The organism is Alistipes indistinctus YIT 12060, assembly GCF_025144995.1.
GTDB classification, from domain to species: domain Bacteria; phylum Bacteroidota; class Bacteroidia; order Bacteroidales; family Rikenellaceae; genus Alistipes_A; species Alistipes_A indistinctus.
Window position 1 is genome coordinate 1,832,229 of the sequence record NZ_CP102250.1, and the last position, 13,241, is coordinate 1,845,469.

The 13,241-nt window shown below is 43.2% G+C and carries 9 protein-coding genes and 2 pseudogenes; all 11 read left to right on the plus strand.

Annotated features, from left to right (window positions below):
* Positions 1-393 precede the first annotated feature (393 nt).
* The 11 genes and pseudogenes from NQ495_RS07710 to NQ495_RS07760 all read left to right on the plus strand — a co-directional run bounded on the left by NQ495_RS07710 (position 394) and on the right by NQ495_RS07760 (position 12,896).
* Positions 394-3,063, plus strand: a complete 2,670-nt coding sequence (locus NQ495_RS07710) for a sensor histidine kinase (protein WP_009133523.1) — start codon at positions 394-396, stop codon at positions 3,061-3,063.
* A 1,176-nt stretch (positions 3,064-4,239) separates the two neighbouring features.
* Entirely contained in the window at positions 4,240-4,545 is a 306-nt protein-coding gene (locus NQ495_RS07715; RefSeq protein ID WP_009133522.1) for a helix-turn-helix domain-containing protein, read from the plus strand.
* A 32-nt stretch (positions 4,546-4,577) separates the two neighbouring features.
* Positions 4,578-5,807 carry a type II toxin-antitoxin system HipA family toxin gene (locus NQ495_RS07720; protein ID WP_147513026.1) on the plus strand — a complete coding sequence of 410 codons (1,230 nt, stop codon included), beginning with the start codon at positions 4,578-4,580 and terminating at the stop codon, positions 5,805-5,807.
* A gap of 465 nt (positions 5,808-6,272) precedes the next feature.
* Positions 6,273-6,468 (plus strand): annotated as a pseudogene (locus NQ495_RS07725) (helix-turn-helix transcriptional regulator).
* A gap of 63 nt (positions 6,469-6,531) precedes the next feature.
* Positions 6,532-7,211 (plus strand): annotated as a pseudogene (locus tag NQ495_RS07730) (DUF4007 family protein).
* 117 nt (positions 7,212-7,328) lie between these two features.
* Positions 7,329-7,733 carry a hypothetical protein gene (locus tag NQ495_RS07735; RefSeq protein ID WP_147513025.1) on the plus strand — a complete coding sequence of 135 codons (405 nt, stop codon included), beginning with the start codon at positions 7,329-7,331 and terminating at the stop codon, positions 7,731-7,733.
* 226 nt (positions 7,734-7,959) lie between these two features.
* Positions 7,960-9,519, plus strand: coding sequence for a hypothetical protein (locus NQ495_RS07740; protein ID WP_147513024.1), 1,560 nt, complete (start codon positions 7,960-7,962; stop codon positions 9,517-9,519).
* A complete protein-coding gene (locus tag NQ495_RS07745; RefSeq protein WP_050807952.1) occupies positions 9,516-9,959 on the plus strand; it encodes a hypothetical protein in 444 nt (147 codons plus the stop codon). Before NQ495_RS07740 ends, NQ495_RS07745 begins: the two co-directional genes overlap by 4 nt.
* Before the next feature lie 569 nt (positions 9,960-10,528).
* On the plus strand, positions 10,529-11,635 hold the full coding sequence (locus tag NQ495_RS07750; protein ID WP_009133517.1) for an adenine nucleotide alpha hydrolase family protein: 1,107 nt from the start codon (positions 10,529-10,531) through the stop codon (positions 11,633-11,635).
* Between the two features lie 19 nt (positions 11,636-11,654).
* On the plus strand, positions 11,655-12,125 hold the full coding sequence (locus NQ495_RS07755) for a DUF262 domain-containing protein (protein ID WP_009133516.1): 471 nt from the start codon (positions 11,655-11,657) through the stop codon (positions 12,123-12,125).
* 228 nt (positions 12,126-12,353) lie between these two features.
* Entirely contained in the window at positions 12,354-12,896 is a 543-nt protein-coding gene (locus NQ495_RS07760) for a DUF262 domain-containing protein (protein ID WP_232208891.1), read from the plus strand.
* Positions 12,897-13,241 lie beyond the last annotated feature (345 nt).

The window sequence follows — 13,241 nt, forward strand, 5'->3', positions numbered from 1 at the left end:
GTTATCAACCTGGATGCCATTTCGTCTGGAGACTGATAATCTGACGATTGATTAATATGAGGGGTGTCCGGAAACGGACAAAGGTGTCCGGCGCGTGTTTTAAAAAGACATATAAATATCGTGTCGGATTCCGTTAATATAGAAAAGCGTGTGAGCTATGAAAGGTGCAGGAAAAAGGAAACGGCTAAAAGTATTGTACTCGTTGGTGCCTGTCGGGTCGTTGAAGATGCTTTGCCGGGTTGGTTTGCAGAACTAGACCGGGAAATCCGAGGGTTTTGGATGGAGATTCGTTTCCCACTGTATTGTCCGTGTCGTAATTTTATTTACTTTTAACCTTTCGGGATTCGGAATTCGACACCGGTTCCCTTCGTCGGGTTGTCCCGGCCTGCAATTATGAGAAAGCGGCTGTATATCTTATTATTCCTCTTCGGATTGTTTCCATCGGTTTACGGCCAGCAGTCCGCTGACAACAATTATGTTTTGTTGCTGAACTCCGCTTCGTTCGGCGAAGCATGGTCCGATGTGCTTTATAAATCGTTGGTGGAAGATGTGCAGCAGCTGGGGGTACGCGTCGATACCGGGGAGCTGCTCGTCCCGATGATGAAAACGGCCGAGGATGCCCGGCTCAGGCGGGAAATGCTGTTGGAGAAATATCCCATGCCGCCCCGGGCGGTCATTTACATCGGAGATCCCGGCTGGCTCGTTTGCCGCCCGCTTTTTGACGAGGAGTGGAAAGAGGTCCCGACGCTAATCTGCTATTCGCGGGACTCGATGCCCGAGTCGATCGAGGACCTGCTCAGCGGGAACCTGGATAGCAATACGATGGTGCCCGCATCGGAGATGACCAAAGGGTACAACCTCACCATTCTCAAACAACCTTCCTTTATTCCGGAGACCATAGAGCTCATGCGCCAGTTGCAGCCGCAGATGAATACGGTCGCGATGATCTCGGATCACCGTTACATTAGCCTTCGCGTACGGGACGAGGTTCATCAGGCAGTCAACCAACACTTCCCGGATCTGGCGTTTCAATCGCTCAGTTCTCCTGAACTGACCACCGGACAACTGCTCGACACGCTTTCGGGGTTCGATGACAAAATCGGGATTATCTACTACTCTTGGTTCGTCACCCAGAACAGGCATGAATACCTCGACGATCATGTACAGCGGGTGATTTTCGGACTGGCGCATACCCCGATTTTCACCCTGACCGACCGGGACCACGAAGAGGGAAGTTTCGCAGGGGGATATTATATCCCCGCCATCTCGTTCAGCCGTGTGGCCAGCGCCACCATTCGGGAGATTCTCGGCGGCAAGCCGGCCCGAGATATTCCCTGGAAAGACGGCGGTGTTCCCGGTGCGTATCTCGATTATCACCATCTCGTGCACCAGGGAGTCGATCCGGCCCTTTTCCCAAAGGATGCCGTATACAGCCAGGCTCCTCCGGGTTTTTTCCAGAAGTACAAGTTTCATCTGGTTATTTTCGGGGCCTTACTTTTGTTGCTGGTTGCCGCTATCGTGATGAGAATGCGCTGGTTCGTACAGCGGCAACGGCAGCAGAACCGTGAAGTCCGATTGCTTTCCCAATACAGAATGCTGGTAAACAACATGCCGGTGATTTACCTGCGCAAACAGATTGTCGACGGACCCTCCGGACCTGCCTCAGACTTTCTGTTCCTCGATGTGAATCCCGCATTCGAACGGGTGTTCGGGTGTAAGCAGCAGCAAATCATCGGTAAGCGGCTGAGCGAGATGTTGTCCCGCTACGACAAACTCTCCTGTTTGGCCGGTACGGACCAGACGGTTCATTCATTCGTCATCGACGGTGAAAACGGGCAGCACTATTACGACAAATTGGTTTTCGGCAGCAGCGAGGAGAGCATTTGGGACGTTTTCTGTATCGATCGCACCGAAGAGCATCTGGCCCTTGTTCAGATGGACCGGCACCGGGCGGAGCAGGACGAGCTGAATGAAAAATATAAACTGGTGTTGCAGGCGACCGGACTGACCCCCTGGATTTGGGAAATCCCCGAAGGGCTGATCGACTGCGATCTCTCCTATACGCCGGGATTAGGGTCGGGTTCCGGATCACGGTTTATCGTTACGGAAGAGCAGTATTACTCCATGATCTATCCCGACGACCGGGAGCGTATCCGTGCCGCATATGCCGACCTGTTGGCGGGGCGGATCGATATCTTACAGGAGGAGTACCGGGTCATCTACGTACAGGGAGATTACCAGTGGGCGAAGAGTTTCGCCATCGTCAGAAAGAGGGATGCTTCCGGCAAACCGATACAATTGGTCGGCGCATCGCTGCAGATCGACATACAAAAACGGCTCGAACAGGACTTACGCGAGGCCAAAGAGAAAGCCGAAGAATCAAACCGGCTGAAATCGGCGTTTCTGGCCAACATGAGCCATGAAATCCGTACGCCGCTGAATGCCATTGTCGGATTTTCGAGCGTGTTGGCCGATACGGAAGGCGATGAAGAGAGACGGCAGTATATTACGATCATCGAAAATAACAACGAGCTGTTGCTTCAGTTGATCAATGACATTCTGGACCTGTCGAAGATCGAGGCCGGAACGCTCGAGTTTACCGAATCGGATGTGGATTTGAAAGAGATGTTTTTCCGGATCGAGCAAAGCATGAAACTGCGGATTCCGGAGGATCATCCGGTGGAGGTGGCGTTCGAAGATCCCGGCGGCGATTACCTTATTCACACCGATCCCAACCGGCTGATGCAGGTGGTAACCAACTTCATGACCAATGCGATAAAGTTCACGTCCGAAGGAAGCATCCGTTTCGGTTACCGGAATCGGAACGACGGCGAGTTATATTTCTATGTTTCGGATACTGGTTGCGGGATTCCGGCCGGAAAACAGCAGGAAGTCTTCGGACGTTTCGTCAAACTCAACACGTTTGCCCAGGGCACCGGGCTGGGGCTCTCCATTTGCGAAACGATCGTTTCGAAACTGGGTGGGCGGATCGGCGTGGCTTCCGAAGAGGGAAAAGGTTCAACGTTCTGGTTTACGCTGCCTTGGCGGCCTGTTACTCCATAATCTTATCTTTTCATTTTATGTTTTCTGGCTTTCGCTTATTATCTGACCGACACTTAGGCTGCTTGAAAAGGGCGTAAAATATCGGCGGAAACGGTCCTGCGCGATAATTCCGAATATGGCGGGAACCCTGATTTTTACAAAATCTGTGGATCGGTATCGCCTTCGAGGAACGGGATGTACGGTTGCAAAAAAATTATGGCTTCCTGCATGCGGTTGACGGAGAGGAGGCCGTTTCGGGAACTGGCGAACCGCCACCACCCGAATCCCGTCCGTCGGGTCGGAGTTCCCGGTATATCGGCGGTTATTGGAGCGATACAAGGAAACACCCGCACAATCAAAGATTGTGCGGGTGTTTGTGATTCTTTACGCATTACGCTGCGGAGAGATAGGAACATGAACCCAACTCTCCAAAATATCCTATAATCAGATACTTGCTATATTCTTTCTCTTGTCAGGTAACGATTTGGATACTAAGCTGTGTATTGCTGTCCGAAATCGTCTTTTAAGAACCTGCTAACGGCACAAATATACGTATTTTGTTGTGGATATGCAAAATCAAGAAACTTGTCTTCTCAAGGGTTATGTTTCCTTGTCTTGTAATTAGATGTACTTGGCTGGTAGAAACTTTTTATTTGGCGATAAAAGAGAATAGCTGAAAGGATTCGGTATAAAAATTCATTTTTCGACTTTTAACTTTTATGTTTTGGACATGGGTTATATATGTATATATACATATATAACCCATGTCACAACTTAAATCTTTTGATAACATCAAAAAAGGTGTGACTTTGTTTTGATGAAAAAGAACAAGGTTAGCCGTCTGGTTCAAGTCTGTGCATAAATAACTGATGAGAATTTCGACTGAAAGTATAATGGTCCAGTAGAAGTCATAGAAACATTAGGGCTAACGGGAAGGGACGATAGTAACTATGGGGCAGTGCGTTTGAGAAGACCGGAAAGGCCAGTCCGGATGATTCCTCCCCACGAATATTTGTCAGAATCGTAATCTCATAGCTTACTTTACGATAACATCGAAATATCGCTATGTCGGTCTTCGTTGTTGCTGGAACCTGTACGAGAAAGGTATTCGGGAGTAGTCTGTAAAATAAATCTGCATAATGCTGATTATTTTGAGCAATAATACTTATATTTGCACAGAATCGTTAATGTTATTGTATGAAACGGGCATTGTTGCCGAGCCAGCGGAAGACGCTTACGGCTCTGGGCGAAAATATAAAGTTGGCACGCCTGCGCCGGGAGTTATCTTCGGAGCAGGTGGCCGAGCGTGCCGGAATCTCCCGTAACACCCTGACCAAGATCGAGCGGGGTGAGGAGGGAGTTGCGATGGGATACTATTTCCGGGTGCTGGCTATCCTCGGACTGGAAAAAGATTTGCTGCTCGTGGCCAAAGACGACGAATTGGGGCGTGCCCTTCAGGATGCCAAACTCGTGGTCGGTGAAAGGGTTTCTAAAAAACGGTAAACATGGTAACGCAGCGCGATATATACGTATATATGGACTGGCCCGAGGATGCGGAGCCAGTCTATATGGGTGTGCTCCACAGCGAAACGATCCGGGGTAAAGAGGTCTTTTCCTATGAGAACGATCCCGCATGGCTGGCCCATCCACGTTTCCGGGCATTGGATCCCGACCTGTCGGCATTTACAGGGAAACAATACCAACCTTCGGATAAGAGCAATTTCGGATTGTTCCTCGACTCCGCACCGGATCGCTGGGGGCGTACGCTTATGCACAGGCGGGAAGCCATCAACGCCCGGCAGCAGGACCGAAAACCACGAACGCTTACCGAAGCGGATTACCTGATGGGCGTGTATGACGGCAATCGCATGGGGGCCCTGCGCTTCAAGTTCTCGAAAGAAGGGGATTTTATGGACAACGACCGGTCGCTGGCCACGCCACCCTGGGCATTGATCCGGGAACTGGAACACGCCAGTCTGCAAATAGAACGGGAAGATAATGCCGATACATCGGAGCATACGCGATGGATCGATATGCTCGTCGCACCCGGATCGTCATTGGGCGGGGCAAGGCCGAAAGCCAACGTAGTGGATGAGAACGGACGCTTATGGATCGTCAAGTTCCCGAGTGCCGGAGATACGAAAGATTCCGGAGCATGGGAGATGGTTACGGCCGAGATGGCCCGCTCGTGTGGTATCGAGATGTCCGAATGCCGGGCGCAGCGCTTCGGAAACCGGCACCACAGCTTTATGACCGAGCGTTTTGACCGGACCGATACGGGCCGGCGGATACACTTTGCCTCGGCCATGACATTGCTCGGTTATACGGACGGTACGAGCCATACGGAAGGAGCTAGCTACCTCGAACTGGCCGAATGGATCATCGCCAACTGCGACGATACGGACCGGAACCTGGAGCAGCTCTGGCGCAGGATTGTGTTCAATATCGCGGTTTCGAACTGCGACGACCACCTGCGGAACCACGGGTTTATACTTACGCCACAGGGCTGGCGATTATCACCGGCCTATGATATGAACCCTGACGAGTACGGCACTGGACTAAAGCTCAATATCTCGGAGAATGACAATTCACTGGATTTCGATCTGGCCCTGAGTGTCACGCCGTATTTCGGGCTGGAGCCCGCCCGTGCGGAATCGATACTCGCAGAGGTTAAGCGTGCTGTTTCAGGCTGGAGGAAACTCGCTACTAAATACGGTATTTCCAAGTCCGAGCAGGACGCTATGGAGAGGGTGTTTAGGTGTTAACGGTTGGATATATTCTAGGGAGAGTCCAAACTTATTCGTGTCCTGTGCATTCTTGCATACTCTCTGTTGATATTTTGGGCCCTTGTTATATTTATGCTCTATAACTTCTTTGATATATGTTTGAATACTGCTGTTTAATTCGAGTATATATCTGATTCCCTTCTGCAACTTTGTGTCGATAGTTGTTTGCTATGTTTCAGGCGTCTGATTTTACACAAGTGTTTTTGTAAAGTTTGCAAATCATTTATTTTCCTTATATCCTAAATAATAGCGCATGAAAGACCTTTCTGTGTTTTTTATGTCTTTATAGTTATTCTCAACAGAAAGAATATGGTAAATTAGCGGGTACTTGCATGAGATAAATTTACATTGCACGTAAGTTATCTTTCATTGTTTTTTTATGAAAATTTCCAATGGTGAATATTTTTCAATATCTAGCGTAAAATCAATGTGATTAGACTTGCTATGAAGGATGTTAATAGATTAAAAGTCGTATTGGTAGAACAAAAAAAGACTGGAAAATGGTTGGCGGAACAATTAGGGAAAGATCCTTCAACTATATCTAAATGGTGTTCTAATGTAACACAACCACAATTAGATAATATTAGTTAGTATATCTAAACTGTTGAATGTTGATATAAAAGATTTAATAAACGAATAATAGATGACTATGACAAGACCGCTATTCTCTGGACATGAGACTTTTGCATGTAAGTCGCATTGGATGAAACGGGGGTATGAGTTCGTGCTTGAGGGGCATAATTTTAATGATGATGAAGCTGTAGTTCATCTCGGTGTAGGTAAAAACATGGTCGCATCTATAAATTTTGGATGAAAGCATTCGGGCTTCTTAATCGAGATGGAATATTGTCTTCGATTGCTCATAAGTTATTAAATACTGACCGTGGTTATGATCCTTTTTTTGAGGATATTGGTAGTTTATGGCTAATGCATTTCAACATTGTCAATGAGAATTATGCTACCGCATATAGGACGACTTTTATTGATTATCATAGCCAGCGTAATGTAATTGATAAGCTGAAATTGCAAAATTTTATAAAGCACTTATGTTTTGATAATCCGAATTATCGCAGTCTATACAATGAAAATACAGTTCGAAAAGATCTAAATGTATTGATTCATAATTATTGTGCTAAATGGAACAGTGGAGTTGAGGATAGTAATACGATATTTGCTCCGCTTAATCTGATTAGAGAGACAGAGGATGGAACATATATGTTTAACTATGATTCTCGTAATATAGTCCCAGCGAATATATTCTTATATGCTCTGCTTGCTGTTTTCCCTGATAGTAAAAGTATTTCTTTTGAATCGATGCGGGAATTATCTCTCATATTCTGTTTAATGAATAATGATCATATTGACAATAATAAAGCAGCTTAGTGAAGAATACGTAGGAATACTAGTGTTCTCAGATGTTGCTGGTATTAAGGAGTTGCAGATAAAAGGTGAAATATCGACTGATAAAGCACTTGAGAATTACTATATCGGATGAATAATATGAAATATACTCCATCTATAAATATCGAGCAAAGTAGTTTTGAGCGGCAAAACTACATCGTTACGCAAAATGCGCTCGGTGTGGTTGGTAAAATTGTGAGTTCTTTTAATACTGGAATCCATTCATTTAATATTATTGGTTCGTATGGTACGGGTAAATCTAATTTCCTGCTGGCGTTAGAGCATAGCTTGGTCAACGAATCGCAGATACTTATATCGAACAATGGCCAGTTTAATGGATTTCATAAATTTCGTTTCTATAAGATTGTTGGTGACTATGCATCTCTGCATACTCTCTTGATGGATCATCTGCCTTTCACGCGAGCAACTAATAACCTTTTTGAAAACTTGGAGGAGTTGTTGGCTGCGGCGGAACTGGATGGGGAATTTGTGTTCATTGTATAGACGAGTTCGGTAAATTGTTAGAGTATGCTGCGAAGAACAATCCAGAGAAAGAATTATATCTATTTCAGAAGTTTACAGAATTCATTAATGATCAAAAACTAATGTAATACTTTTAACAACCCTCCATCAGAACTTTAATTCATATGCACATACTTTAACTGAGGTCCAGCGTCAGGAGTGGAATAAAGTAAAGGGGCGTTTTCAGGAGATAGTATTTAATGAACCAGTGGAACAACTGCTATATTTGGCCGCGAGACGAATTAAGCAAGCTCCTCGTAAGCGATTGAATAAGTATTTCAAAAAATTATATGAACTTGCTATAGATACTAAATTCGCAAGTCCATCTATTAATTTTGATACTGCTTCAAGTCTATATCCTATGGATTTGTTTGCCGCACAGGCATTAACCATGTCGATTCAGCGATATGGCCAAAATGAACGTACTCTATTCTCTTTTTTGGAGGCTACGGGGGACGGCTCGTTACAATCATTCGGAGAAACGCCATTCTCAACATTCAGTTTAGCTGATATTTATGATTATGATATATATAATTTCTATTCATATTTATCCGAGGTGAATGCGGATTCGGCGTTATGGACGGGAATTAAAGTCGCTATTGAACGCGTAGAAAGTTTGTTTGATGAAGATGAGGTAAAGAGTGCTGTTAAACTTGTTAAAACGATTGGAGTAATCAATCTTTTTGGTAATGCAGGTGTGCATTTTAGCAAGGCGGATTTATCATTGTATGCGAAACATGCTTTAGATATTGAGTCTCCGGAAATGTTGATTGATTTGTTGAATCGGCATAAAATAATTCGTTATGCAGAATACAAATCTCAATATATGCTTTTTGAGGGTACCGATGTTGATATCGAAGGTGAATTGTTGAAAGCATCAGGTGTGGTCCCTCGCTCCAGTGATGTTGTAGATAAACTTTTGGTGAATTTTAATTTGCCTATTGAATTTGCTAATGCCGCGTATTTCCAGAATGGTACTCCTCGATATTTTGAGTATGTCATATCAGAGCAACCCATTAAGCGGCAGCCTCAAAATGAAGTTGATGGATATATCAACCTTATTTTCAATGAAACTTTAACTCTGGATAAGCTAAAGTCGGCAACAGCCGATGTAGAGGAGGCTATAATATACGCATATTTCAAGCATGTAGATCAGATTATTGATCACGTATGGATGTTGGATAAGTTAGCTTATGTGCAAAATGTGATTGATAGTTCGGATAAAGTCGCACAGCGCGAGATCAAATCATTGATGCTGCATGAACGTAGCTTACTTAATGCTAACGTTTTGGATGTGTTGTATAATTATAATGAAGAAGTTGCTTGGATATATCGGGGACAGGAGGTTGTTGTTGCATCCAAAACAACTTTCAATAAATGGTTATCCCAAATATGTGAAGAGGTATACAGTGCGACGCCAATATTCATCAATGAGATGGTAAACAAGCACAAACCAAGCGGAACGATGTCTGCTGCGCGTGTCAATTTGTTATCCAGGCTATTGGAATATTCTTCGGATCCGAACCTTGGGTTTGAAGATAATAAGTTTCCGCCTGAGAAAACCATCTTCATGACTTTATTAAAAAATACGGGTATTCATAGGAAATATTTAGGAGCTTACGAATTAAGAGAGCCGCAAGATAGTTCTTTTAAGGCTTTGTGGGATAGCTGCGAGGCATTCTTGGAAAGTAGCAAAGAGAAACCTCGCAAACTGGGTGAACTATCCATATTTTTAAATCCAGACCGTTTAAGCTCAAGCAGGGCGTGATAGATTTGTGGTTGCCCATTTATTTAATTATTAAAAAGAATGAGTATTCGCTTTATAGCGATCAAGGTATATTCATACCTAATATTAACCGTGAGGTACTTGATATTTTGCAAAAGACTCCGTCGAATTATCAGATTAAAGCATTTAATGTCGAGGGTGTAAAACTTGATTTATTCAATAGGTATAGGGAGGCTTTGAGCCTTAGTCAGGACGACGAATTTACGACGGCATCACTTATAGAAACGATTCGGCCGTTTTTGGTCTTCTATAAAAAACTGAATAAGTATACCAAGCAAACTAAACGGTTAAAGAAGACGACATTGTTGTTTCGAGATGTATTGGCTGTAGCGAAAGATCCGGAAAAAACATTCTTTGAAGATTTGCCACATGCACTGGGCTTCAAAGATACAGACATTGCTAGTGACAGCGAGGTTTATTAAAAAGTTATGTCGAATTGTTACAAAATGCCATTCGTGATTTGCGAAGCTGTTATGTAAGCCTTATAAACCGCTTAGAAAATACGTTAATTTCTGCCCTCAAGCTCAAATCCATGGAATTTAGTACATACAAGCAAGAGCTTGAGGAACGCTATTCCTGTATTAAAACTACCTGCTAACCGAAAGACAAAAGGCAATATTGACTCGTATTATATCCAAGACGACTGATAGAACAACCTGGTATCAATCGCTGGCGTATATTATACTGGATAAGCAGTTGGAGAACCTGTTGGATGAGAGGAAGTTTATTTGATGGATAATCTAGTCCATTCTTTTAAAGAGTTGGACAAGTTCATTGATGTAAGCGGTCTGGATTTTAAGAGTGACGATGATTTTATGCGTTTTGAATTGATCTCCAATCAGGGTGCAATGACCACCACAAATTATACGTCTTGATCAGTCAAGGGCTGAAAAAGCGAAACGAATAGAGAAACGAATTGACGATCTGCTTTCGGGGGACAACGAAGTTGATGCGTATGCTTTATTAAGCATACTTAAAAAAAGACTGGGGGATGAATAATGTCAGACATGTGTTAGGTATATCGGGTGGAAAGGATAGTGCTGCGTTAGCTATCTATTTGAAACGACTGTATCCAAAGCTTCCGATAGAGTATTATAACTCCGATACTGGTTGTGAGTTGTCCGAAACAGAGAAACTTGTCAATAATCTGGAGTCTATGTTAGGACGAATCAAGCGGCTGAAAGCTGCAGAAGGTAGTCCTGAGCCGACCCCGTTTGATCATTTTCTTAAAGTAACTGGAGGTTACCTGCCTTCCCCTCAAGCTCGCTGGTGTACACAGAAAATGAAATTAGCCGAGTTCGAAAAATTCGTAGGGGATGACCCAGCAATTTCGTATGTCGGTATACGCGGTGATGAAAATAGAGAAGGTTATGTCTCAGCCAAACCCAATATTCAAGCGATATTTCCTTTCCGTAAGAACATTTGGAGCCTTGATGTTATACATAAGGTCCTGCATAATGATCATTTGGAGCAAATTACATCCCTATATAAAGATTGTGCTCCTAAAGAGATTCGAGATGAAGCTATTGCAATAACATCTACTTATATCGATAAATCTTTTTATTATAGTAGAAAATTGAATGCCTTGTTAGATTTAAGCATCAGGACTTTTAATAGGGTTGTTTTTGAATTTTTAAAGACGACGGACTATCCCGTAGGGAAGTTGGATGAATTTCCTCTTATCGACAATGAGGAGATATTAGTAAAAGATGATATCGTGAGGATATTGGATGAAAGTGGCGTTGGTGTACCTGCCTACTATAATCCTATCGAGTTTGAGGTAGATGGACAGAAAGGTACGTATTGCCGTAGTCGTTCGGGATGTTATTTCTGTTTCTTCCAGCAACGTATTGAGTGGATATGGCTTTTAGAGCAACATCCGGAACTTTACAAAAAGTCCATGGAGTATGAAAAAGATGGCTATACTTGGATTCAAGGTGAGACACTTGAGGAGTTGAGCCGTCCGGAACGCGTGCGCCAGATTAAACTCGATCATATTAAAAAACAAGAAAGTCTAAGCGGCAAGTCTTCTAGCGGACTGTTAGTAGATATGTTTGATGATGACGATGAAATACCTTGTGCTAACTGTTTTATATAAAGGCTAAAATTGAAAATGTATGGCGGTGCTGAATATTGAAAAGTCATTCTTGACTGAAAATAGAAGTGTTCTTGATTTTCTGAATCAATCTGGGCAAGGTTTGTATATTCCTTTGTATCAGCGTGATTATAGCTGGGATAGTGACAATATTGAACAGTTGCTTGAGGATTTGACCCGGGGAGTACAGAGAATTGCTTCAGGCGAAGTTAGTGATGATAGTAAAGAAATCCGCTTCTTAGGTACAATCATTACGGTTATTGAACCAATAGAAAATAATATATATCCTGTCGATGTGCAGGCGATACCTGCGCGAATCGAAAAGTTAATTGATGGACAGCAACGCGTTTCGACTATTGCACTAATGGCGATGTTGCTTACGAAAAGGTTAACGGAGATTAAAAATAAGGTAAAACCAGACAATGTTATATATGAGCAAATAAATGAAATCTGCAATATTTGGATCGATCAGAAACTTTACGTCTGTATTTAGCTTTGATTTGGGACGCGGAACGCCACGGTTGAAACCCAAGATCATTCGTGGCGCCAAGGATTATTGGACAAAGAGCGAAGAGGTTGATACTGCGTACAAATCCGAACTCTCCAATTATATCGGGCATTTTATTAGGGCCTACTCAGACGGTACACAATTACATTATGTTTGTCTAAAAAGTATGGAAACACCTTACTCTATCAAAATGGTCGAAGGATCGAATCATGGTTGAAAAAAGTTGTTGCAATTGCTCATGAAGGACAAAATGAAGATGAATTTGCCGCGGCTGAAGATATTTTGAATCATATATCTCAAGATTTATTATGGGAGTTTGAGCGTAAAGATTTAGTCGAGATTATCCAAGAAAGAGACTTTTCACACAAGAAAACTAATTCATATATCCTTTGTGAACTTGTGCAAACGCTCTCTGTGTGTCATTATTTACTTGATAGATGTTGCTTTACAATCATTCAGCCTACAGATGACGATTGGGCTTTCGATATGTTTCAGTCGCTCAATGCAACAGGGACACCGTTGACTGCTATTGAGACCTTCAAACCTACGGTAGTCAATACGGTGGATAATGAACCAGGGTGCCAGTTTAAAGAGTCCGAGAGCGATAATTCATTTAAAAAAGTTGAAGATTTTTTATCAGATGCGACAACGGCTCAACAGAAGAACAGGCGTACGAATGATTATTTAACTTCATTTTTGTTGCGTATGACGGTAGGACTATATCTACGCATTTTAGCTATCAACGCAAAGTGCTGAACGATGTATATGAATCGTTAGTATCTTTAAAGGATAAGGAGGACTTTGTTACAAAAATGGGTAATTATGCTGAATTTTATCAAAGATGGATAAAATATGACGGTAAAGACAGCTCTATTTCCCGAATATTGGAACTTCTGCGGATGCCGATCTGTCTTCTATGCTCATTTTGTTTTTAAAAGCATCTAATCATAAAATGGCTATTACGATGCTCGGTAGTATGTATGATGCTGTGATAACCCAATCTTTGGGATCAATAGATGCTTTTATTAATGTTGTGAAAGCGGTTGCTGCATATTATTTCTTGTGGCGTTCTACTTATTCCAATTCTGGATTGGATTCGAC

Excerpts from the sequence above, each read along its gene's own strand:
- NQ495_RS07710 (WP_009133523.1), top strand. The coding sequence starts at position 394 with ATGAGAAAGCGGCTGTATATCTTATTATTCCTCTTCGGATTGTTTCCA.
- NQ495_RS07715 (WP_009133522.1), top strand. The coding sequence starts at position 4,240 with ATGAAACGGGCATTGTTGCCGAGCCAGCGGAAGACGCTTACGGCTCTG.
- NQ495_RS07720 (WP_147513026.1), top strand. The coding sequence starts at position 4,578 with ATGGACTGGCCCGAGGATGCGGAGCCAGTCTATATGGGTGTGCTCCAC.
- NQ495_RS07735 (WP_147513025.1), top strand. The coding sequence starts at position 7,329 with ATGAAATATACTCCATCTATAAATATCGAGCAAAGTAGTTTTGAGCGG.
- NQ495_RS07750 (WP_009133517.1), top strand. The coding sequence starts at position 10,529 with ATGAATAATGTCAGACATGTGTTAGGTATATCGGGTGGAAAGGATAGT.
- NQ495_RS07755 (WP_009133516.1), top strand. The coding sequence starts at position 11,655 with ATGGCGGTGCTGAATATTGAAAAGTCATTCTTGACTGAAAATAGAAGT.